This is a genomic window from Labrenzia sp. R5_0 (genome assembly GCF_017743835.1).
In the GTDB taxonomy this organism is placed as follows: Bacteria; Pseudomonadota; Alphaproteobacteria; order Rhizobiales; family Stappiaceae; genus Roseibium; species Roseibium algicola.
In genome coordinates, this window is record NZ_JAGHRK010000008.1 from 192,709 (window position 1) to 215,407 (window position 22,699).

The 22,699-nt window shown below is 58.5% G+C and carries 21 protein-coding genes; 9 read left to right on the plus strand and 12 right to left on the minus strand.

Going from position 1 to position 22,699, the window contains the following annotated elements:
- Positions 1-104 precede the first annotated feature (104 nt).
- Complete coding sequence (locus J7447_RS28755; RefSeq protein ID WP_209171610.1) at positions 105-1,859, plus strand: caspase family protein; 1,755 nt, start codon at positions 105-107, stop codon at positions 1,857-1,859.
- A 23-nt stretch (positions 1,860-1,882) separates the two neighbouring features.
- Here J7447_RS28755 and J7447_RS28760 read toward each other — a convergent pair whose 3' ends face one another.
- From J7447_RS28760 to J7447_RS28775, 4 genes are all read right to left on the minus strand, one after another.
- Complete coding sequence (locus J7447_RS28760) at positions 1,883-3,037, minus strand: DUF2336 domain-containing protein (RefSeq protein ID WP_023001104.1); 1,155 nt, start codon at positions 3,035-3,037, stop codon at positions 1,883-1,885.
- 164 nt (positions 3,038-3,201) lie between these two features.
- On the minus strand, positions 3,202-4,509 hold the full coding sequence (locus tag J7447_RS28765; RefSeq protein WP_152506360.1) for a transglycosylase SLT domain-containing protein: 1,308 nt from the start codon (positions 4,507-4,509) through the stop codon (positions 3,202-3,204).
- A gap of 338 nt (positions 4,510-4,847) precedes the next feature.
- The gene (locus J7447_RS28770; protein ID WP_023001101.1) at positions 4,848-5,450 is read right to left on the minus strand and encodes a flavin reductase family protein; all 603 of its coding nucleotides are present in this window, start codon (positions 5,448-5,450) and stop codon (positions 4,848-4,850) included.
- A gap of 3 nt (positions 5,451-5,453) precedes the next feature.
- On the minus strand, positions 5,454-6,050 hold the full coding sequence (locus J7447_RS28775; protein WP_209171611.1) for a nitroreductase: 597 nt from the start codon (positions 6,048-6,050) through the stop codon (positions 5,454-5,456).
- Between the two features lie 413 nt (positions 6,051-6,463).
- Here J7447_RS28775 and J7447_RS28780 point away from each other — a divergent pair, with 413 nt between their 5' ends.
- Complete coding sequence (locus tag J7447_RS28780) at positions 6,464-7,492, plus strand: hypothetical protein (RefSeq protein ID WP_023001099.1); 1,029 nt, start codon at positions 6,464-6,466, stop codon at positions 7,490-7,492.
- A gap of 48 nt (positions 7,493-7,540) precedes the next feature.
- On the opposite strand, the gene J7447_RS28785 is transcribed toward J7447_RS28780, so the two are convergent.
- The 5 genes from J7447_RS28785 to J7447_RS28805 all read right to left on the minus strand — a co-directional run bounded on the left by J7447_RS28785 (position 7,541) and on the right by J7447_RS28805 (position 13,897).
- Complete coding sequence (locus J7447_RS28785) at positions 7,541-8,389, minus strand: lysophospholipid acyltransferase family protein (RefSeq protein ID WP_023001098.1); 849 nt, start codon at positions 8,387-8,389, stop codon at positions 7,541-7,543.
- A gap of 143 nt (positions 8,390-8,532) precedes the next feature.
- A complete protein-coding gene (gene thrS / locus J7447_RS28790) occupies positions 8,533-10,503 on the minus strand; it encodes a threonine--tRNA ligase (RefSeq protein WP_023001097.1) in 1,971 nt (656 codons plus the stop codon).
- A gap of 138 nt (positions 10,504-10,641) precedes the next feature.
- Positions 10,642-12,108 carry a RimK family protein gene (locus J7447_RS28795; RefSeq protein WP_209171612.1) on the minus strand — a complete coding sequence of 489 codons (1,467 nt, stop codon included), beginning with the start codon at positions 12,106-12,108 and terminating at the stop codon, positions 10,642-10,644.
- Positions 12,109-12,112: 4 nt separating this feature from the next.
- Entirely contained in the window at positions 12,113-13,297 is a 1,185-nt protein-coding gene (locus J7447_RS28800; protein WP_209171613.1) for a peptidase C39 family protein, read from the minus strand.
- 147 nt (positions 13,298-13,444) lie between these two features.
- Entirely contained in the window at positions 13,445-13,897 is a 453-nt protein-coding gene (locus tag J7447_RS28805; protein ID WP_209171614.1) for an Lrp/AsnC family transcriptional regulator, read from the minus strand.
- A gap of 135 nt (positions 13,898-14,032) precedes the next feature.
- Here J7447_RS28805 and J7447_RS28810 point away from each other — a divergent pair, with 135 nt between their 5' ends.
- The gene (locus J7447_RS28810; protein ID WP_209171615.1) at positions 14,033-14,929 is read left to right on the plus strand and encodes a DMT family transporter; all 897 of its coding nucleotides are present in this window, start codon (positions 14,033-14,035) and stop codon (positions 14,927-14,929) included.
- Here the strand turns inward: J7447_RS28810 and J7447_RS28815 are convergent.
- From J7447_RS28815 to J7447_RS28825, 3 genes are all read right to left on the minus strand, one after another.
- Positions 14,924-16,714 carry a radical SAM protein gene (locus J7447_RS28815; protein WP_209171616.1) on the minus strand — a complete coding sequence of 597 codons (1,791 nt, stop codon included), beginning with the start codon at positions 16,712-16,714 and terminating at the stop codon, positions 14,924-14,926. The genes J7447_RS28810 and J7447_RS28815 overlap by 6 nt on opposite strands.
- Before the next feature lie 78 nt (positions 16,715-16,792).
- Positions 16,793-17,101 (minus strand): membrane protein insertion efficiency factor YidD, encoded by a 309-nt coding sequence (gene yidD / locus J7447_RS28820; protein ID WP_082444447.1) that lies wholly within the window; start codon positions 17,099-17,101, stop codon positions 16,793-16,795.
- Between the two features lie 59 nt (positions 17,102-17,160).
- The gene (locus J7447_RS28825) at positions 17,161-17,613 is read right to left on the minus strand and encodes an iron-sulfur cluster assembly scaffold protein (protein WP_209171617.1); all 453 of its coding nucleotides are present in this window, start codon (positions 17,611-17,613) and stop codon (positions 17,161-17,163) included.
- Positions 17,614-17,901: 288 nt separating this feature from the next.
- Between J7447_RS28825 and folE the strand changes: the two genes are divergently transcribed.
- The 6 genes from folE (at position 17,902) to napA (ending at position 22,693) form a co-directional block, all read left to right on the plus strand.
- The gene (gene folE, locus J7447_RS28830) at positions 17,902-18,537 is read left to right on the plus strand and encodes a GTP cyclohydrolase I FolE (protein ID WP_023001090.1); all 636 of its coding nucleotides are present in this window, start codon (positions 17,902-17,904) and stop codon (positions 18,535-18,537) included.
- Positions 18,538-18,582: 45 nt separating this feature from the next.
- On the plus strand, positions 18,583-19,038 hold the full coding sequence (gene hisI, locus J7447_RS28835) for a phosphoribosyl-AMP cyclohydrolase (protein ID WP_031269315.1): 456 nt from the start codon (positions 18,583-18,585) through the stop codon (positions 19,036-19,038).
- Between the two features lie 206 nt (positions 19,039-19,244).
- On the plus strand, positions 19,245-19,400 hold the full coding sequence (gene napE, locus J7447_RS28840; protein WP_023001088.1) for a periplasmic nitrate reductase, NapE protein: 156 nt from the start codon (positions 19,245-19,247) through the stop codon (positions 19,398-19,400).
- Between the two features lie 4 nt (positions 19,401-19,404).
- Positions 19,405-19,920 (plus strand): ferredoxin-type protein NapF, encoded by a 516-nt coding sequence (gene napF / locus J7447_RS28845; protein WP_209171618.1) that lies wholly within the window; start codon positions 19,405-19,407, stop codon positions 19,918-19,920.
- Positions 19,917-20,201 carry a chaperone NapD gene (locus J7447_RS28850; RefSeq protein WP_023001086.1) on the plus strand — a complete coding sequence of 95 codons (285 nt, stop codon included), beginning with the start codon at positions 19,917-19,919 and terminating at the stop codon, positions 20,199-20,201. Before napF ends, J7447_RS28850 begins: the two co-directional genes overlap by 4 nt.
- Positions 20,198-22,693: a periplasmic nitrate reductase subunit alpha gene (gene napA, locus J7447_RS28855; protein ID WP_206907679.1), complete on the plus strand. Its 2,496-nt coding sequence runs from the start codon at positions 20,198-20,200 to the stop codon at positions 22,691-22,693. Before J7447_RS28850 ends, napA begins: the two co-directional genes overlap by 4 nt.
- Positions 22,694-22,699: the final 6 nt, after the last annotated feature.

The window sequence follows — 22,699 nt, forward strand, 5'->3', positions numbered from 1 at the left end:
TGATCAGAATGATGATCATTGCCCGTCGGAGCGCCCTGCAGCTGAGTACCCGGAACAGTTTTCCCCGGCAGCTCCCGAGGGCCGGTAGGTTTGGAGAACCGCCTGTGAAGCAGATAATCGCATGCCTGTTGCTACTTGTGTTTGCCGCAAGCGCGGCACATGCCGAACGCCGTGTGGCGCTCGTGATCGGTAATTCCGGCTACGCGAATGTCGCGGAGCTGAAGAACCCCTACAATGATGCCAAGGGCATGTCGGACAAGCTGACGGACCTCGGATTCGATGTTGTCACAGGTCTCGACCTGAGCTTGAGGGACATGCGCCAGACCGTGCGCGAGTTCATCAAGAAGCTCGACAACGCAGACCTTGCCCTGTTCTTCTATGCCGGCCATGGCATCCAGGTGAACGGCGAGAATTATCTCGTCCCGGTCGACGCCGAACTCAGCACCCATCTCGACCTTGATTTCGAGGCCCTGCCCGCAAATCTCGTGCTCAATGCCATGGAGCAGAGCACGAAGGTCAACCTGGTCTTTCTGGATGCCTGCCGGAACAACCCGTTTACGGAAAACCTCGCCCGGTCCATGGGGACGCGTTCAAGCGCAGTCGGTCGTGGCCTTGCGAAGGTCGGCTCCGGTGTCGGCTCCCTGGTTTCCTTCGCCACCCAGCCGGGCAATGTCGCGCTTGACGGCGATGGCGAGAACAGCCCGTTTACAACTGCCCTGATCAAGCATCTCGGCACGCCCGGTCAGGACATCACCCGCGACCTGGTAATGGTGCGCCGGGACGTTCTGGAAGCCACCAAGGGCCAGCAGGTTCCCTGGGACAATTCCTCACTGACTGGCGAAGTCATTCTCAAGCAGCTTGAGATGGTACAGCCCGTCGAACCGGAGAAGCCCGCGATCAACCCGCAAATCGAGCTGGCCTACTGGGATTCGATCAAGTCCGGCGAATCTATTGCCTATTTCGAAACCTACCTGACCCGATATCCCGAGGGCCAGTTCGCGGATATCGCCAAGATCCGGATCGATGAACTCAAGAACCGTAGCGAGGCAGAAGCAGCCCGCAACGCGAAGCCCGACACCTCCGCTGAAATCGCTTTCTGGCAATCAATCCAGAACGCCACCCGGCCGGAAATGTATGAAACCTATCTGGAGCAATATCCGGACGGGATCTACGCCAAGCTGGCAAGGCTGAATATATCTTCACTGCAACAGCAGGCGGAAGCGGCAGCTACTGCCGCCGCTGCGGCAAAGGCAGCCAAGGCTGCGGACGCCTCCAACAGCACGTCCCCTGCGCAGGAGATAACCGTTGCTGCCCTGCCGCAGCAGGAAACAGTATCAACCGAACCTGCTCCAGCAATTGTTCCATCAACAAGCAGCCGGTCACTCTCGCCTGAAGAACTCGCCACTGCAATGCAAACCGAATTGAACCGCCTTGGGTGTTCGGTTGGTCGTGTTGATGGTGATTGGGGCAACCGTAGCCGGCAGGCTTTGAGGACTTTCAGCCGCGAAGCAGGTGTCGATCTTGCCTCGCTCGACCCGGACCCTTCAATTCTAGACCGTCTGAAGCAATCGACAGGCCGAGTGTGCCCGCTGACATGTGGCCGAAATCAGGAACTGAAGAACGGCAAGTGCATCGCCGTTCGGCAGGAGACACCCTCCAAATCGAACGAGAAGTCCAACTCCACTAAGACGGCACAATCTAGCGGCGCTTGCCCGGCTGATCCAACAGCCTCGTCCAGAAGGCTGGTCAGTTTCAACTATAGGCAGATCACCGCTGTTGCGACACATCCGTGCGGTCGGCAGGTGATTTGCAACAAGCCGCAGAGCAACGTTCATCCGTTCAAATGTTTCTGGAAGTAATCCGCTAAGAGGTGGACTGCGGCCTAAGCAGCGGCTGTCACCTGAAGGCCGCTGTTCTTCACCAATAGCCGAGCCTCGAGACGTGCAACGTCGATGGCGAAACGGCGCAGGAACGCAGTCACGTCTTCGTCCGCTCCCAGGGCGCCGTCCTGCATTTCGGAAAGCAGTGTTTCCGTTAGCATGCGGGCTTCGTCCAGCGCCAGATCATAGGTGAAGTCGGCATCCGCCTGCCGGGCAATGTCAATGGCCAGCAGAAAGGCCTGGTGAGCCCGTAGCGGCAGACCGGCCTTGCGGAGCATGGCCTGCAGAGCTGACCGGCGAACCGTCACCAGAAGCTTGCACAGCCTCGGCAGTGGCACCTGGCCAAGGTTGGCAAGAGCGGCAGCGAAAAACCGCAAGCGTCCACAGCAGACCGCGCGCAGCAGCAACCGGGTGGTCAGCTTGCCATTGACACGAAGATGCTCGACGAATTCCGGCAGATCGTCTGCACCGGCTTCGAGAGCCAGCCGCAGCACGACCTTGTCTTCTGCATCGCTCAGGAAAGTATGACGCTGGTTTTCCGGAACGCGCTCCAGCACGATCGGATGATCGTCAAGGTTCTGCGCGAGACGCATCAGCAACTGATAGCGCGTGGTCAGCGGCAGGTCCCGGGTTTTCAGAAGCTGGTCGCAGAGGTCCGGCCGGTCTTCGAATCTTTGCGCGATACGCAGGAGGGAGGACTGCAGGATGCGGGCGCTTCTGTTTTCCAGAAGCTGCCTGCAGGCCTGCTCGCAGCCAACCTCGCAGATGGCGGCGCAGACAGAAGCCGGCAATCCCTCACGCGAGGCGATGGCGCATTGAACGGCATCGCTGCCTTCGGCAAGAAGGTCGACCAGTTCGACATCCGTCAATATGGGAGAGTGCTTGAGAACCGGCAAAGCCACTTCGTCGACATCACTTGCGAGGCAGCGGACGACGTGACCGGGAGCGTAGGCGCTTGGCGCAAGCAGGCTCGCTATCGCCTTGCGGACGGCGCGGCTGGGATCGTCGAGAAGAATCGTCAAGGCTGCAGCCATGCTGGTCTGTTCCTGGCTGCCAGGTTCGGCTGCCAAATAACGTTCCGCGAATTCTTCCGCGGCCCGTATATCCAAGGTGCGCTCGTCAACTTCGTTCAGAGGGTGAAAGTCATGTGCGTTCATGGCGGTAAAACAATCTTCCCAAGAGTCGAGTGTGAGTCTGACATCAAAGGCTTAACGATCGGTTCACCATAATTTTGCCAGGTTCTCTGGCGAATGCCCGCCTTTCCCGATGGTGGCGGACATGAGACTTGAAGCTTTCAGCCGGGTCTTTCAACTGCCCATGCTCAAGCCGGTGGCAGCAGGTCCTTTTGTTCCTCTTCTGCCTTCAGGCGCAGGAAACGCGTCAGGTCCAGCGGTCCGCCCTGATTCACCAGCGCCAGTTCCTGTGCCTGCACCTGGTTGGAAGCTCCGGACAGGGCGCTGACAAGGGCCGCTTCTTCCACAGCGGCGAAAGCCGACGCAAAGCGCGGGTTGACGCCTGCCTGGTTCGAAGCCGCGTCATTGCGGAACAGAGCCTCGAACGGATTGGCTGTTTCCGTCGCCTGGAAGGCCGACAGAACCCTGTTGCTTGCGTCGAAATCATCACCATCAATGGCTGCTTCGCGTGTGTTTTGCGGCACCGGACGGTCCGGGGTCACAGACCCGACACTTTCTTCCAGGAAAGCTGCGCTTGCCGTTGTGGTTGCCCCCTGCTCTGCCGTGCGCTCAGGCAGCGGCACATCCGTCTTTGCCAATTGAAACAGTTCGCCCTGAGGCAATTGAGGGCCTGTGTTGTCAGCTCTCGCGATCTGGCCCGGGCCGGCGGGTTTCGTCCGCATTGCGAAGGCGGCTGCCGGATCTCCTGCCAGATGATCGAAGGATTTCTGGTTGATCGTCGCAGCACCGTCCGCAGGCTTTGCATTCGGCAGCGTCGCGACCTGCGTGAGTTCTCCCGATGTCCGCAGGTCCTTGTTGGTACTGGCCTGGGCAATCATCGTGACGGCATCGTGCTTGGAGACGATAACCTCGTAAACTTCCTGCATCGAGCGGGCCTTGCCGTTCGAATGATAGAAGATCGGTTTGTTGGCGCGTGCCTGGGCGGAAAAAACCTTGTCGGCTCGCATGTCCGGGCTGGCGCCGGCCGCATCAATCAATCTGCTTGCGCCGTTGGCACCAAGAAAATGAGCCATATAGAGCTCGCCGTCGCTCGGTTCGCGCCCGATTCTGCGTTCCAGGTACTGGGAATTCTTCTGCGTGAGCGCCCCTGCCATCATGGACGAGATTTCCGGATCCTTCCGAAGGTCGAGAATCTCCCGCCGCATTTGCGGGTCGCTTACATAGAACTTTCCGCTCTTGGAGCGTTGAATCTGATCGGAGTATTTTTCAAGACCGTGTTTCGGACCAGCTTCCTTCATTGTCTCCAGCCAGGTGGATTCAATGAATTGGAACAACCCGGTGGCGCTGGATGTTCTGGCCTTTGCCGTTGGGTTGAATGACGATTCCCGCGCAGCTGTCTTCACCAGGTAGTCGAATGACGTCCCTGTTGAAGTACTCGCAGACTGAAACGCAAGCTCGATCCTAGACGCGATCGAGGCGGTGTCAGCAACTCGCATGACCCTGTCTCCTCGACGGAACCAAATTATCACTTCGTTAACTTTCAGCGTTAACTTTCACGCCCAAAAGGTTAACAAAACCTTAACAACACACAGGTGGGGATCTAAGCAACTACAGGCGAGTCTTTTTTCTTTTGTGCCTGGTCAGAACTACTTATGTCGAAAGCCGGTTATGTGGACAGACAAGAGGCTACCGGCCATTTCCTTTGGAAAAACGCACCAGGAAAAACATCGACTACTGCATTCGAATAACGCCGTTTTCCATGAGTCGGCAAGTCACAATAAAAGGGCGCCGACTTTGCCGGCGCCCTTTTCGGTCATGATCGTTCGGATAATCGTTAAACTTTGGGCCGGCCCATCTGGAACACCTCGTTCACCACGGCGTAGTCCATGTAGCCAAGTCGGGATAGCGGCTTGTAGAGCGTTACATCCACCTTGCCGTCGACAATGACGCTTTCATCGATGTGGACACCGACAACCTGACCGAAAACGACGTAGCTGTCGGTGTCGTCTCCTGTCAGCGTCTTCAATCGCAGGGTTTGAAGGTGCTTGCACTCCAGCGCAGTGACGGCCTTTGCAACGCGAGGCGCTTTCACCAGTCTTGAGGCAGCCATCTCCAACCCGGCCAGATCAAACTCGGAGATCTCATGCGCGACGGAGGCGGAGGACTGGTTCATCTCGTCCTTGAGGCCGAGGTTCGCCATGTTGCAGACGAACTCCCCTGTCGCGTCGATGTTGGAGACGCTGTCCTTGTACCCGGTGGAAGAAAACATCACGATCGGCGGTGTATCGCAGACCGCGTTGAAGAAACTGTAGGGTGCAAGGTTGGCCTTGCCGTCCTTGTCGAGTGTGGAGATCCAGCCAATCGGCCGGGGTGCGACAATAGCCTTGAACGGGTTATGCGGCAGGCCGTGGTCGTTTTTTTCCGTTTCGTAGAACATGGGTCAGTCGGTCTCTGTCCAGGTGGATACAATATCGGCAAGGTCGGGGCGCGGACGCTCGAAAGGTGGCTGTGTCGGAGTTCCGATATGTACGAACCCCGCAAACCGTTCTCCGTCTCGCGCGCCAAGGTAACGGGCTGCATCTTCATCAAAGGCAAACCATTCGGACAGCCACTGCGACGCGAATCCTGAAGCTGCCGCGGCTGTCAGAAGGTTCATGCAGACGGCGCCGGCGGAAAGCTCCTGTTCCCAGACCGGAATTTTCGGATGCTCGGCCGCCTGGCTGAGAACACCGATCACCAATGGCGCACGGGTGAAGCGGGTCAGTTCCTTCTGGCGTTGCTCGCCGTCGAGCGGTCCGTTGAGTGCTTCATACCGGTCCGCCAGCCAGGAACCGATCGTGCGTCCCTGTTCCGGCCTGTAGAGAACGAAACGCCAGGGCGCCAGTTTGCCATGGTCTGGCACACGCGCTGCAACGGTCAGAATGTCGTTGATCTGTTCTTCGTTCGGCCCCGGGGCTGTCATGGTAACAGAGGGGTGGGAGCGCCGCTGTCGCAGAAAGTCCAGAGTTGCCGGCGATCCGGCGCTGTTACTCGGCATGAAAAGATCCTGTCGGCCTGTTGCAATCGTACGATCCACCTAATTCATTGACCGTAATTGTCAACTTTGATCGCGGCGTCTTGAATTTGCCCAATTTCCGGGCGCATTAAGGAACAACGCTGCAGTGCGGTGAATCTCGGGAAAATCGTCCTTGGCCCGTGATCGGTCAGATTGCACCGAGAATTCAAAAAAACGCACTGGAAACAGAAACATAGCCGTTACCCTGCATCCGGTGCACTTGCACCAGGCAAACCGGACCGGATCTCCAAGGTCAGTTTCGGGTGACGAATGCCTCAAAAGACTGGTAAAAGTCTGCGAGTCAAAATGATAACGACGTAGGCATGGTGAATTCAGCCCCCCTCTCCGGCCAATCGGCTTTGAAGCGTGCAGTCAGATGCACTGCATTTTCGATAATGCTGAGCGCCGTCCTTTCGATGGGCCTTGCTCCTGCGACCTTGGCGCAGACATCTGACGTACCGCCGGCCCCTGCGGAAAAACCGGACCCGAACGCACCGTCTGCTGCCCCTGAAGAACCCATCATCAACCTGCTCGACCGCGAGCCGGAACCCCTCTTTTCCGATACGCTTGTCCCCTACGCGCCGGCCAGGGCATCATCCCCCGGTATCAAGGGTGGCTTGCGGCAGGGCGCTCTCTACCTGATGGCAAAGCTGACGCCCGACAGCCCTCCGCTGAACGAAGGTCTCATCTGGCGGATCTATTCGGAAACGACCAATGCCGACGGGCGCCTGCAACTTGTTGCAACGTCGCAAGGTGGTGATGCCGAATTCCGGCTCGACCCGGGCACCTACCTGATTCACACCGCCTACGGGTTCTCCCAGGCGACCAACCGCATCGTCATCGGCAAGGAAGTCCAGTCGAAAATGGTGACGCTCAATGCGGGCGGCATCAAATTCGGTGCGGCACTCAAGGATGGTGAAGACCTCGACGGGCGTGCCGTGGCCTTCGATCTTTATGGCATGGAGTTCAATCAGCGCGGTGAACGCAACCTGATTGCCAGCAACGTCAAGCCGGGCTCCATTCTCCGTCTCAGCGCCAACACCTATCATGTTGTCAGCAAATACGGCGATGTGAACGCGGTCGTCCGGGCGGATATCCAGGTGCTGCCGGGCAAGCTCACTGAAGCGACAATCTTCCACAAGGCCGCCGGTATCACGCTCAAACTGGTCAACGAACGTGGCGGCGAAGCAATTGCCAACACGACGTGGTCCGTCCTGAGCCCGGGGGGGGACGTCGTGGTCGAAGCGACAGGTGCCTTCCCTGATTTCGTGCTGGCAGAAGGCGAATATGAAGCCCTCGCCCGCAACAATGGCCGCACCTACCTGCACACATTCCAGGTGGAACCGGGTGAAGACCGGGAAGTTGAAGTGGTCACTTCCATCAGCGAACTGGCCAGCCAGCAGCAGTCCAGCATCAACAACTGACCTGCGCCGTGTTCCCGGCGACTTTACGATCTGACCGGGTAGCGACGTCTAACGCCGCCGGCCGAGCAAACGCCGGGTCCGTGTGGGTGGCGCCATCTCCATGACCTTGGTCTGCAGGAAATCCATGATCTCCTTCTGATCGCCAAATCCCGACAGCGTTTCGAACGGGATTGCCCTGCCCGCGCGTGCGGTCATCACAGACCCGAGGATACGGCGGAACTCACGCACAAGCAGCGCAAGACGAAGGGTCAGCGAGTATTTGCTGACCAGGTGGAACAGCCAGGAATTCTGCCCGTCGAAATAAAGCGGAAGGACGGTTGCTCTCGAAGACCGGATCATTTTTGCCGTGAAAGTCTTCCAGGGCAGTTCTTCCGCACGGCCGAATGGCTTGGCAGCCGTTGCCACGCCACCACCTGGAAAAACGATAATGGTCGTGCCTTCCTGCAGCAGGCGCAAAGCCTCCTTGCGAGTGGCCATATTGGTCTTGAGCGCTTCCTTGGTTTCCTCGAAATCGACCGGCAGCGAAAACGGCCGGACTTCCGGCACCTTCAGCAACTCGTTGTTGATCAGGATCTTGAACGGGCGGCCAAGCTGTTCCGCGAGTGCCAGGATCGCTAGACCATCGCCAATGCCGTAGGGATGATTGGCGATAAGCACCAGTGGACCTTCCGGCAGATCCTTCGGCGGCCATTCGCCATCTGCAACCGAAACGTTGAGGTTGATCAGGCCGAGAAGGTCATTCCAGATATAGTCGGACGTGCCGACCATCGTTTCCTTCCACACCTCGTAGATGTTGACCAGCTTTCGCCGGCCGGAGAGACCTTCAATGGTGCGGATGGTCCAACGCTTCAGCGGTGGATGCTCAGGATTGGCATAACTGAATTCAGCGTAGTTCACGGCAGTCGTCTTGACCCTGATGAAACGGTGGCAAATCCGGAACCCAATACCAGACACCCTGTTTCATGATTGTGACAGCACATTGCCCTGATGCCAGGGCAATGTGCAAGCTGTCAGATTTTCCCTTAATGCCAGGGAAAACCTTACTTCAGGTCTGGCGGCGTCGCTTCTTCAACGAACGCTGCAATCGCCTCGTCGAGGCCCATCGGGGTCTGGTCCTTGGACCCCAGGCGGCGCACGTTCACGGTCCGCTCTTCGGCTTCACGCATACCGCACACGATGATCACCGGAACCTTGGCCAGCGAATGTTCACGGACCTTGTAGTTGATCTTCTCATTGCGGAAATCGGTCTCGACCTTGAGACCTTTCGCCTTGAGCAGATCCGCCACTTCCTGGCCGTAATCGTCGGCTTCCGAAGTGATCGTTGCCACCACGATCTGCAGCGGCGCAAACCACAGCGGGAAGTGACCGGCGAAGTTCTCGATCAGGATACCCAGGAACCGTTCCATGGACCCGCAGATCGCGCGGTGGATCATCACCGGTGTCTTCTTCTCGCCGTCCTTGTCGACGTAGAAGGCACCAAAGCGTTCCGGCAGGTTGAAGTCGACCTGCGTCGTGCCGCACTGCCATTCACGGCCGATGGCATCGCGCAGGGTGTACTCGAACTTCGGACCGTAGAAAGCACCCTCGCCCGGCAGGATGTCGGTCTTCACCCGGCCGCCCGACTGGGCTTCGATCTGCTTCAGCACATCGGACATGATCGCTTCGGCATGATCCCATGCCTCGTCGGTGCCGACGCGCTTTTCCGGACGGGTGGACAGTTTCACCACGATCTCGTCGAAGCCGAAGTCTTCATACACAGACAGGATCAGGTCGTTGATCTTGAGACACTCATCCGCCATCTGCTCTTCGGTACAGAACACATGGGCATCGTCCTGGGTGAAGCCGCGCACGCGCATAAGACCGTGAAGAGCACCAGACGGTTCGTAGCGGTGCACCGCACCGAACTCGGCAAGGCGCATCGGCAGATCGCGGTAGCTCTTCAGCCCGTGCTTGAAGATCTGTACGTGCCCGGGGCAGTTCATCGGCTTCAGCGCGAAGACACGCTCGTCCTCGGCTTCCGGATCGGCACACTGCACGGAGAACATGTTCTCCTTGTACCAAGTCCAGTGACCGGAAGTTTCCCAAAGTGACGTGTGCAGCACCTGCGGTGCGTTCACTTCCTTGTAGGTGTCCTTCAGAACCCGGCGCTTGTAGGCGATCAGGCTCTGGAACATGTCCCAGCCCTTCGGGTGCCAGAAGACTACACCCGGGCCTTCTTCCTGGAAGTGGAACAGGTCCATTTCCCGGCCCAGCTTGCGGTGGTCCCGCTTTTCGGCCTCTTCCAGCATATGAAGGTAGGCTTTGAGCTCCTTCTCGCTGTGCCAGGCCGTTGCGTAGATGCGCGTCAGCATTTCGTTGTTGCTGTCGCCGCGCCAGTAGGCACCGGCCACCTTCATCAGCTTGAAGGCATCGCCGATCTGCCGGGTGGAGACCATATGCGGCCCCCGGCACAGGTCCAGCCACTGGCCCTGCTTGTAGATCTTGAGTTCCTGATCTTCCGGAATCGCATCAACGAGCTCGACCTTGTAGTCCTCGCCCTTGGCTGCGAAATAGCGCTTCGCTTCGTCGCGGCTCCACACTTCCTTGGTGAACTGCGCACCGCGGCCGATGATCTCGCGCATCTTCTTTTCGATAACTGGCAGCTCTTCCGGCGTGAATGGCCAGTCGGCGCCCGTGTCCGGGTGAACGCGCTTGAAGTCGTAGTAAAAGCCGTTTTCGATCACCGGACCGATGGTCACCTGGGTACCGGGCCAAAGTTCCTGCACGGCTTCGGCCATGACGTGGGCCGCATCGTGACGGATCAGTTCAAGGGCGCGCGGGTCGTCGCGGGTGACAATCTCGATCTGGTGATTGCCGCTGATCGGGTCGGTGAGATCTTTCAGTTCCCCGTCGAGAGCCATTGCCACGGCCTTTTTGGCCAGCGACTTGGAAATGCCTTCGGCGACGGCGAGACCGGTGGTGCCTGCCGCGTATTCGCGCACGGAATTGTCGGGGAAAGTAAGTTCAATCATCGGTTTTCTCCTGCTCACTCCTGCAGACAAGGCAGGTAAGCTGTTCAAAGGAAATGGAACGGGCCGGGCATACGGGATTCAAACTAATCCGGCAACCTTTTCCGAAGCATTTCCCTTGATTTGGCCGGCGATGTTGCCCTAGCGCGCCTCCAGGCGGCGTACGAACCAGCGGATAAGCTGATCCCAGACAGCGTCCTTTTCGGCAAGATCCTCAACCCCGTGATCAAGATTGGGATTGTCGTTGATCTCGATGACCACCACCCGCTCGCCGATCACTTTCAGATCGACGCCGTAAAGACCATCACCGATAAGCCGCGCCGCGCGAACCGCGATGTCGATCACCGCCGGTGGCGTTTCAGCCATGGAAACGGTCTTGAACCCGCCCTCGACGGCTTTCTTGCCGGTCTCGTGCCGCACGATCTGCCAGTGTTTTTTGGCCATCAGATACTGGCAGGCGAACAGTGGTTCTCCGTCCAGCACACCGATGCGCCAGTCGAAGTCCGTCGGGCAGTATTCCTGCGCAAGCAGGATGGCGCTTTCCTGGAAAAGCTCTTTCAGCTTCTCCTTGATGGGTTCGGCGCCCGTCACCCGGAACACGCCACGGCTGAAGGAACCGTCAGGGATCTTCAGAACGATTGGAGAGCCGAGTTTGGCTTCCAGGTCACCCGCCTCCTTCAGGGAAGACAGGACGATGGTCTTGGGCGTCGCGATGCCATGACTTGCCAGAAGCTCGGTCAGATAGACCTTGTTGGTACAGCGGATCATCGACACCGGATCGTCGATCACCGGCATGCCTTCCTGCACGGCGCGCCGGGCAAAACGGTAGGTGTGATTGTCGATGTTGGTGGTCTCGCGAATGAACAGCGCATCATACTGCGCCAGCTTGTCGAGATCACCCTTGCCGATCGGCACGACTTCAACCCCGTAGCGCGCCGCCACCTTGGCCATGTGCTTCAAAGAGGCGATGGAGGATGGCGGCAACTCTTCCTTGGGATCGGACAGAACAGCCATCGCGTACTTCATCAGTGCGCGCTGTTTCGGCGCCCGCCAGGGACGTGTCGTATAGCTTTCCACCGCTGCCAGAAATTGCGCGCGCTCTTCCGCTTCGAGGTCATTTACCGCCAGCACGCGGATGCGCTTGATGCTGCGCCATTCGCCCTCTTCCAGCAGAACCTCCAGCACAGGTGCCCGGAACCAGTCGAACAGAAGCCGCGCGAATGGTTCAAGTGCAGGGTCGCCAACCTGACCGAGATAGATCAGCAGCCGAGAGACCGCACCAGCAGCCTCCGGTGCCATCTTGCGAAGGCAGCGGTTCAACCGATCTTCAAGCTCCGGCAAGGCATGCTGATAGAGTTGCTTGCGGGACAGTTCGATCATCGTCTCGACAACCGGCACCACGCGGTGCTGGCGTGCTTCAGCCAGAAGCGACGCGTAATAGCCTGCCCCCTGGTAAGCGTAGGAGCGCGACAGATTGAGAATGGTCGGCTTGGCACCGGTAAACAGTTTCGGGTGCGTCAGATACTCCCGCACGGTCATGACCTTGTGCGGCGTTTCCGTGTTGGAGAGGTCTTTGAGGTTGTCGACCAGAATGACCCAGGAAGACATTGGATCAGGCGTCCTTTCGTATCAGGATTTGGGCACGTACCGCGCTGCGGCCCCAGCGGGCCATGCGGTCGAATTCGGCAAAGGGAATGGGAAGATTGGCAGCATCTGCCGGACTTTCATGGCGCTCGCGCTCAAGCCACGGGTCATGAATGATGAGGTGGCGATCGTCCGCATCATGCACAAGCACCCAATGTGGCACTTTCTGGCCGAACATGCGGTAGCCGGAAATGAGCACGATCGCGAGCGTACCGGCTGATATCTCGGTCGCCAGTGCTGTTGCTTCCAAGGGGGTTTCCGAACGGGCAACACCAAGCTGTGCGGCTTCCGATCGGTAGCCTTCCTGTACCAGGGTCAGAACCTTGCGCTTTTCCGGGTTCCGAACGGAGTTGAGAAACAGGAGTTCGTCGGGAAACAGCCTGACCTCGACCGAAAGCCCGCGCCGCGCAAGCGCATTGGCCAGGCCGAAGGGACCGCAGCCGCCATGACCGGAGGCGAGATAGATCGTCGTTGCCTCCCGCCAGAGGGTGAGTTCCGTCAAGGGCTCTGCTGGAACCGAGCGGTCGAAATGCCGGGCCGCCATCAATGCACAGGCCGGGCCGCAGGTGAATTCGGTTGTCTGCGAGTAATAAGGCGCGTTGCCGGTGCCCAGCACCGGACCATGGAGCAGCTTTTCCATGCGCAACGCTGCGCAGCCATCCTCGTAATAGGCTTCTACCCTGCCCAGCATCCGGTAGCCGCTGCGCTGATAGAGTGCGATGGCCGCCTCATTGTCTGCACGCACTTCAAGCCGCAGCACAATGCGATCGCTGTCGAAAGCGGCAACTTCGGACGCTTCCAGCAGCTTTGCGCCAAGCCCCTGCCCCCGGCAGGCCGGATCCACAGCAAGCGAATAGAGCCGCGCCAGCGCGGTTGCCTGGCGCAAGAGCAGCAGCGCGTACCCAACCAGTCCGTCTGCGCCGATTGCGACCAAAAGGCGTGCGCGAGGGCTCTCCAGAAATCGCCTGAAGCTTCGCCGGGAAATGCGATCTCCGGCGAAGGCGGCGTTTTCAATGCGAAACAGCTCGGCGAGATCGCCGGGCTCGGCAGTGCGAATGAGAATATCCCCGGTTTCGGCCTGGGGCGAAGCCTTGTCCATGGTGCCTTGAAAGACCCAAAGGCCGGTGCGCCGCACCCGGTCTCCATCCAACATTGGCGACGGCCCTGAGGCAGTTTAGAGACTGCACGGACCGGTCGGCGGCCTTTGCGGAATACACCGATTTGCAGGTGCTGTCTTTGAGAATTTTCGTTGCGGCAACACATTTTGCATTCAGGCCTTAACGGCCCGGAAATGCGGGCCTCAAGAGGCCTTCTCAGGCACAGCCAAGGGCGGCGGACGGCGGCGGATCGGCTGGGATTTGACAATCGAGGTGCTGGTTTCCGCCTTGTCCGAAATCCGGTCCAGAATTCCGTCGAGCTGATCGATGGAAGGAATGGCAAGTCGGGCGACGAAACAGTCTTCTCCCGTGACCTTGTCGCACTCGCAAAACTCGGGAATTTCCTGAATGAGTTGCTGCACGATGTGCAGCTTTCCAGGCAGTGGTCGAATGCGCACGATCGCCTGCAGACTGTATCCAAGCACCTTCGGATCAATATCCACGGTAAAACCGCGAATGACGCCGCGCTCCTGCAGACGGCGGATCCGCTCCGAAACACCGGGCGACGACAATCCCACGTGAGTGGCCAGGTCTTTCAACGACATGCGCGCGTCGTCAATCAAGGCTTCAACGATCTTGATATCCGTCTCATCCATCTTCATTTCGAAACACCAATCGGCAGATAAGCTTACATTTCACAAAACAATACCAGTTTCTGTTGATTTATCAAAAGTACTCGCATCCATCTCCTTGGCAGAATGAAGGCCATCCTGAAACGCTTGGAGGCAAAAATGGACAAGACATTGCGCGGCGCCACCGAAATGATCGCCGCCATGACCATTCTTGGAACGATAGGACTTTTCGTGGTCCTTTCCGGCCAGGGCGCCATCGACGTTGTGTTCTGGCGCTGCGCCATCGGTGCGGTGGCACTGCTTGTCATCTGTTCTGCCCAGGACCTACTCCACCGGCACCTGACCTGGAAGAAACTGGCCGTTGCCGCCATAGGGGGCGTTGCCATCGTCGTGAACTGGGCAATGCTCTTCACTGCCTATTCCGAGGCATCCATCGGCGTGGCAACCGCTGTCTACAATACCCAGCCGTTCATCCTGGTCGGCTTCGGCATTCTGTTTCTGGGAGAACGGATCACCGTCAACAAGCTCGGCTGGCTGGTCATTGCCTTTGCCGGTGTCCTGCTGATCGTCCAGGCAAAACCCGGCGCTGTCGAATATGCCGGTTCAAATTATGCACTCGGTATAGCACTCTCGCTCGGCGCTGCCTTTTTCTGGGCTGTCGCAGCCCTGCTGACCAAGAAGCTGACGGGAACGCCTCCACAGCTGATCGCGCTGGTACAGGTCTGTGTCGGCATCCTGATGCTTGCCCCCTTCGTCAGCTGGAACGCCCTGCCGGAAGGTACAATGGCCTGGGGTTCGCTTGTCACGCTTGGCGCCGTTCACACGGGGTTGATGTATATCCTCATGTATGGCGCCGTGCAGAAGCTGCCGACCTATCTGCAAGGTGCCTTTTCCTTCATTTATCCGGTGGTGGCGATCCTTGTCGATTATGCTGCCTTCGGCCATCAGCTGAAACCGCTGCAGCTTGTCGGAGCGGCCGCGATCATCATTGCCGCGATGGGCATGACCTTCGGCTGGCGGCTGCTTCGGCGCAAGGCTACGGCCTCTCCATCATAGGGCCGAAGCTGCTTTCGCCCGGTCTTTTCCGGCCTTCGAAAGCGCGGCATCGCGAAGCTGTTTGGCAACCGCTTCCGCGCCGCCGCGTGTTTCCCGGATCATCGCCAGATCCTCTTCTTCGCTCCGGTTCATGGGGGCAATGGCAAGATCGGAATACGTCCGCCTGCCAGGCGATGCCTTTACCCTCCGGTAGATCCGGTAAACCCGCCAGACGGCAGATAGATAGACCCAATGTTTGGCGACGATTTCGGCAAGATACCGCGGATAGAACATCAGCGGATTTTCAAGCGGCAGCCCACCGCGTCGGTCTGTTCGGAATTTCAGGCGGAAATATCCGCCCTCAAGCGGATGAACGCCTTCGCATTCGACCATCAGCTTGAACCACATCATCAGGAACAATTTGTTGCCCGGACGCCCCTTGCGATGCGCCGCGGCTCTGCGCAACACCGTTTCGATGTGGCCATCCGAATAATAGCTTGCCCAGGCTTGCCGGTAGGCCTCCTCCCAATCCTCATCGCTCATTTTCGGGTGATGGCTCACCCGGTGATTGAGATCGTACTTGTTGAGGTCTGGATCCATCCAGATGCCTTTGCTTAGAAGCACCTTGTGATCTTCGGATCCCGGAAGCGGCGTCAGATAAAAGAACTCGAGCAGATCGAGCGGAAGCTCCTTTTTGATGATCTCGACATCATGCAGGACCGACTCCTTGGTATCCCCCGGAAAACCGATGATGTAACCGGCATAGGTGGTTGCCCCGTGGGCCCGCCATTTCTGCAGCATCTCCCGGTATTCGGTGATCTTGTTCTGCCGCTTCTTTGCCGCCATGAGATTGTCCGGATTGATGTTTTCCAGCCCGATGAAGACCCGGTTGACCCCTGCCCGCGTCGCTTTCTCGATGAAACCGTCAATTCGGTGACAGAGCGTGTCCACCTGGATGATGAACTTGATGTCGAAACTCTCCTGCTCCCTAAGCTGGATCAAGCGGTCGAACAGCGGCTCCCATTCCCGGTTGCGGGCGAAATTGTCGTCGGTGATGAAAAAACGGTCGATCCCCTGTGCAACGTTATCGCGAATGATCTGCTCCAGATCTTCGGCGGAACGAAACCGGCTCTTGCGACCTTGCACGTTGATGATGGTGCAGAAGGAACACTGGAAAGGGCAACCGCGGCCAAGATCGAAGCTGGAATGCGATCCGGCCGTGAAGCGAATGTGCTGGGTGGGCAGGATCGGGGTCGGCTCGCCCTCCAGCGACGGCAAGTCCGCCATGAAATTGTAAAGCGGCTTCAGATCGTCGGAAAAGGCATCGCGGAAGACATCGTCCAGCCGCCCGTCCTCGGCCTCGCCGGCAAAATAGACGACACCTTCCTTTTGCAACCGAACCATCTCTTCCGGCATTTCATCCAGCATGGATATGCAGCCGGAGACATGAAATCCGCCGATGGCAACCGGCAGACCAAGACCGAGAAACCTGCGGGCAAGGTCGGTCGCCCGGGGAAACTGGTTTGACTGAACCCCGACCAGCGCGATCAGGGCCTTTCCGCCTGCTTTTCGGATATCCCGGGCAATCTTTTCCGGACGAACCCGCTTGTTGGTTTCATCGTAGGTATGAAGATGGATGCGGACATCCTTCCCGAGAACCTGACGGTTGCGGGCCGCTTCTGCGAGCCCGTTCAGGCTGGCGAGCGTGTTGGAAGGAATTGCAGAGCGAAGCCACTGGATCGGATAACCGTCGTCGTCGTAATGGGTCGGCTTGATCATCACGAAATGGAAGTCGCGTCCGCTCATTCTTCCCTCCGCCTTCTGGCATGAGAGGCAAGCGTTGCACCAACCTGACGTTGGGTCAATAACAGATCAGAGGAGCGATTAGTCCAGACGATGTTCCGGCGGTATGTGCTTGCCGGTCCAATGACCGTAACGCCAGGGCAAAAACCAGTGCGCATCTGGCGGCAAGGTATCGGGAACCGGGTCAAAACCAGAGGAGCCCCAGGGGTTACACCGAAGAACCCGGGACAAGCCAACCCACCCCCCGGCCCAAAAGCCGAAGCGGCGAATGGATTGCTCGGTGTAATCGGAGCAAGTCGGCGCGTAGCGGCAGGTGCGCCCCATGAAGAGCGACAGGGAATGGCGGTAAAGCCAGATAAGCCCTATCGCTGCATATCCGATTGGTGACAATCGGCTATCCGGCTTTCGCGGTTCGTTATGGCAAGAACACATGGGACGCAGAACTGCGGTCACGCGACCGCACTGTCTTCCTTGGCTTTTGCCTCGATCTGGTTAAGCGCGTCGACAACGGCATCAAAGGTCAATAGCGTCGAGGCATGGCGCGCCTTGTATTCGCGAACCGGTTCCAGAAACTTCAGGTCTTCGAAGCGGCCTGTGGGGGCCTCGCCGCCTTCCTTCAACATGGCGCGCATGGTCTGCTGCACTTCGCGCAACTCATCTGCGCGCGCGCCGATGATATTTCGAGCCATGATTGACGAAGACGCCTGGCCAAGCGCGCAGGCTTTGACGTCGTGAGCAAAATCCGTGACGACGCCGTCCTTCATGGAAAGGTCGACAATGACGGTGGAGCCACACAATTTGGAATGAGCTTTTGCGCTTGCGTCCGGATGCTCGAGACGGCCGATCCGCGGGATATTTCCGGCGAATTCAAGGATCTTCGCGTTATAAATGTCGTCGAGCATAACTCGCCTCTTCGTGAATGCCTGTGATGCGCGACACATTGATGGCGCACTGCTTTCATATATATACATCAGACGCCACGGCAAATTCGCAAGGGGCAGAGTGGTCGCAGTTGGTCTTTCGCATGACGTTTGCACGCTAGAAACCGGCTCCTCCCGCTCAGAAACTGTGCGTTCGCTTTTTGCCTGGAGTATGATAAGGGTCCGCGGCTTGAAAAGCCCGAACCATCTGATCTGTGCACCAGCGGGCGCCGTATGACGAGTGACAAGGGTAAAATTGCGAGGATCCCCATGGACGCTGTCCTCAAGCCGGTAGAAAAAACCTTCGAAAGAAAGTCACCGGATCAGTTGCATCGGCCAAGCCGTGAAGAAGCGGAAGCTGCAGTGCGCACGCTTCTGGCCTGGACCGGCGACGACCCGGACCGCGAAGGTCTGGTGGAAACACCGAAGCGCGTGGTCAAGGCGCTGAGCCAGCTTTACAGTGGCTACTTCGAAGATCCGGCAGAGCATCTTGCAAGGACGTTCGAAGATGTTGGCGGCTATAAGGATATCGTCCTTGTGCGCGGCATCCCGTTCCATTCCCATTGCGAACACCACATGCTGCCTTTCATCGGCGAAGCTCATATCGCCTATTACCCGGCAGAAGGCGTCGTTGGTCTTTCCAAACTGGCACGTGTTGTCGACATCTACGCCAAGCGTCTGCAAACGCAGGAAAACTTGACTGCGCAGATCGCATCGGTCATTGACGACGCTCTGGCCCCGCGTGGCCTGGCCGTGATGCTGGAAGCCGAACACCAGTGCATGACCATGCGCGGTGTCCAGAAACCCGGTGTTTCCACGATCACCACCCAGTTTACCGGCGTATTCCAGGACGATCCCGCCGAACAGGCGAAATTCATGTCTCTGGTACGCGGCAAGGGTCTCTGACTTTTCAGCCCTTGCGTTATCAATGACGACAAGGGCTTTCCTCCCATGTGCAATACCCACCTGACTGAGCGCGGCGACAAGGCAACGGTCGAAAACGGCGATCTGATGATGCCGAAGTTTGACCGGGACGGCCTGATTGTGGCTGTCGTCACCGATGTGGCGTCAGGCGAAGTGCTCATGGTTGGCTACATGAACGCCGAGGCCCTGAAGCGGACGATCGAGACCGGCGAGGCCTGGTACTGGAGCCGTTCGCGCCAGAGCTTCTGGAAGAAGGGCGAAACCTCCGGCCAGATCCAGACCGTGCATGAAATCCTGACCGATTGCGACCAGGATGCCCTGGTCCTGAAGGTTTCGGTTGCCGGCAATGGCGCAACCTGCCATGTGGGATATCGCTCTTGTTTTTATCGTAAAACCATCAAAGGTGACGACGGGTCTGTGCGTCTGGAGCGCGTGGAAACCGAGAGGGTCTATGATCCCGACGAAGTTTACGGCAAGGGTTGAGCCCGGCAGTAGAGCCTCCAGCCTTGAGCGGGGCTTATCCGCAAGCCATTGAAACATATTAATTTTCGAATTCTTGAAACAAAATTTTAAGTAGTATCCCGTATATCTCCACCCTCTCTCTTGTGCCTAAGTTTCCACTAGGCGCGAACAACAAGATCAAAATCCCGTGCCTGATTCCCTATCGACCGCAAGCTGAGGGAGAGGCTATGGCGGACAACACTGTTCCAAGCAAACGGGACGAACGGATTGCGTTCATCCTGTTGGCCGTTTTGCTTGCCCCGGCGCTTTCCGTCGCAATTGTTGGCGGCTACGGCTTTATCATCTGGATGTCACAGCTGGTCCTTGGGCCGCCGACGGGCTGAAGCCATGTCTCCCGACCCTCATTTTTCGGCCAGCCGCAGAGCATTCCTGAAACTGCCCAGCCAACCGGAGATCCAGAGACTTCGCCCACCCTGGACGGACGAACCTCTTGTTGCCGCGCGTTGCACAAGCTGTAACGCCTGCAGCGAAGCTTGCCCCGAATCCATCTTGAGGCCGGACGACACCGGGCGGCCGGAAGTTGTCTTCGACGGCGGCGAATGTACTTTCTGCGGCAAATGCGCAGAAGCCTGCGCACAGGACGTCTTTGACACGAAGCGCACGCCGGCCTGGCCGATGAAGGCTGAATTTCAGCCGGGTTGCCTGCAGGATCATGGCATTGCCTGCCAGGTGTGCCGGGATATCTGCCCCACTTCGGCAATCCGCATAGATCTCACCAAACGCCCCTTTGGCCGGCTTCGCATCGAAACAGATGCCTGCACGGGCTGTGGAGCCTGTCTCCCAGTCTGTCCGCAGGATGCACTGGCCATTGTCCATCCCAAAGAGGATGCCCAGACAGCATGAGCACAACAGTCCACATAGCCAGTCTTCTCGTTCATGCGCGGACCGAAGCGATATCCGATGTCGAGCGGGACATTCTTGCACTCGGCGGCGCCGAGATCGCCCATTCCGATGATCAGGGACGCCTGATCGTGACACTGGAAACCGCGAACGAAGCGGAAATCGTACAGGCTCTCACGGATATCCAGCTGCTCACAGGCGTTGTGAGCGCATCCCTTGTTTACCACCAGACAGACGGTGCGCCCGAGGCGGCACCGACCTCCCTTCAAGGAGACACACAATGAGCGGAATAAGCAGACGTGATGTCATCAAGGCGCAGGCTGTGGCGGCCGCCGCCGCGGCAGCGGGACTCCCCGTGCCTGCGGCCGCACAGAACCTTGTTACCCATGCGCATCTGACCGACCTGAAGTGGTCCAAGGCTGCCTGCCGCTTCTGCGGCACCGGCTGCTCCATCATGGTCGCGACCAAGGCAGGACGCGTGGTTGCAACCCACGGCGACGCTGAAGCGGAGGTGAACCGGGGCCTCAACTGCGTCAAGGGCTACTTCCTGTCGAAGATCATGTACGGCAAGGACCGGCTGACGACACCTCTCCTGCGCAAGAAGAACGGCAAGTTCGACAAGGACGGAGACTTCGAACCGGTGTCCTGGGACGAGGCCTTCGACATCATGGCCGAGAAATGGAAGGCGACACTGAAGGCCAAGGGCCCAAAGGCTGTCGGCATGTTCGGTTCGGGCCAATGGACGGTCTGGGAGGGGTATGCGGCTTCCAAGCTGATGAAGGCCGGCTTCCGATCCAACAATATCGACCCCAATGCTCGCCACTGCATGGCGTCTGCGGTCGTCGGGTTCATCCGTGCCTTCGGCATTGACGAGCCCATGGGCTGCTACGACGACTTTGAAAACGCCGACGCCTTTGTTCTCTGGGGCTCCAACATGGCCGAGATGCACCCGATCCTGTGGACCAGGATCGCCGACCGGCGCCTCAGCCATCCCCATGTCAAGGTTGCCGTGCTTTCCACCTTCGAACATCGCAGCTTCGATCTGGCGGACATTCCCGGCGTATTCGTTCCCCAGACGGACCTGATCATCGCCAACTATATTGCGAACCACATCATCCAGTCCGGCGCGGTCAACGAGGAGTTCGTGTCAAACCACGTCAATTTCCGGAAGGGCGCACAGGACATCGGCTATGGCTTGCGACCGGAAAATCCGCTTGAAGCCGCTGCAGCGAATGCCGGCAGCGGCGATTCCGAGCCGATGTCTCTCGAGGAATTCGCCGAATTCGTGAAACCCTACACACTGGATTTCGCCGCGGAGAAGTCCGGCATTTCAAAGGAGCGGCTTCAGCAGATCGCTGAGCTTTACGCAGATCCGGACACCAAGGTGATGTCCCTTTGGACCATGGGCGTCAACCAGCATACCCGCGGTGTGTGGATGAACAACCTCATCTACAACATCCACCTGTTGACCGGTAAAATTGCCCAACCCGGCAATTCCCCCTTCTCCCTGACCGGCCAGCCGTCTGCCTGCGGCACCGCCCGCGAAGTCGGCACCTTCGCTCACCGCCTGCCTGCCGACCTCGTGGTTTCAAATCCGGAGCACCGGGCAACAGCCGAAAAGATCTGGAAACTGCCGGCAGGAACCGTTCCTGAATGGATCGGTGCACATGCCGTTCTGCAGAACCGGAAACTCAAGGACGGCGAAATCAACTGCTACTGGGTGCAGGTCAACAACAACATGCAGGCCGCCCCGAACATGATGGAAGAAGGCCTGCCCGGATATCGCAATCCGGAAAACTTCATCGTCGTTTCCGATGCCTACCCGACTGTGACGGCAGAAGCCGCCGACCTTGTGCTGCCAACCGCGATGTGGGTGGAAAAGGAAGGTGCCTACGGCAACGCCGAGCGCCGCACCCAGTTCTGGCACCAGCTCGTCGACGCACCGGAAGGGGCAATGTCCGACCTGTGGCAGCTGGTTGAATTTTCCAAACGTTTCACAACGGACGAAGTCTGGCCGCCCGAGCTTCTGGCCGACAATCCCGATTACAAGGGAAAGACGCTGTACGAAGTTCTGTTCGAAAACGGCAACGTCAACGCCTTCCCCAACAGCGAGCGGGCGGAAGACTACGAAAACCGCGAATCCGACGAGTTCGGCTTCTACATCCAGAAAGGCCTGTTTGAGGAATACGCCCAGTTCGGCCGCGGACACGGCCACGATCTGGCGGATTTCGACACCTACCACCAGGTGCGCGGGCTCCGTTGGCCCGTGGTGGACGGCAAGGAAACCCGCTGGCGCTACAACGGCAAATACGACCCTTATGTGAAAGAGGGAGCCGCGTTCGACTTCTATGGGAAACCGGACGGCAAGGCTGTCGCCTTCGCCCTGCCCTTTGAACCGCCCGCGGAAAGCCCGGATGAGGAGTATCCCTTCTGGCTGTCCACCGGCCGGGTTCTGGAGCACTGGCACTCCGGATCGATGACGCAGCGCGTGCCTGAACTCTACAAGGCCGTGCCCGATGCCCTCTGCTACATGCATCCGGACGATGCCGAGGCTCTAGGCCTGAGGCGCGGTGCGGAAGTGCGCATCAAATCCAGACGTGGGGAAATTCTCACCCGCGTCGAAACCAGAGGCCGCAACAAACCGCCCAAGGGGCTGATTTTCGTGCCCTGGTTCGATGCCCGCCAGTTGATCAACAAGGTCACGCTGGACGCGACCGATCCGCTGTCGAAGCAGACCGATTTCAAGAAATGCGCCGTGCGCGTAGAAGCAGTGTGAGGTGAG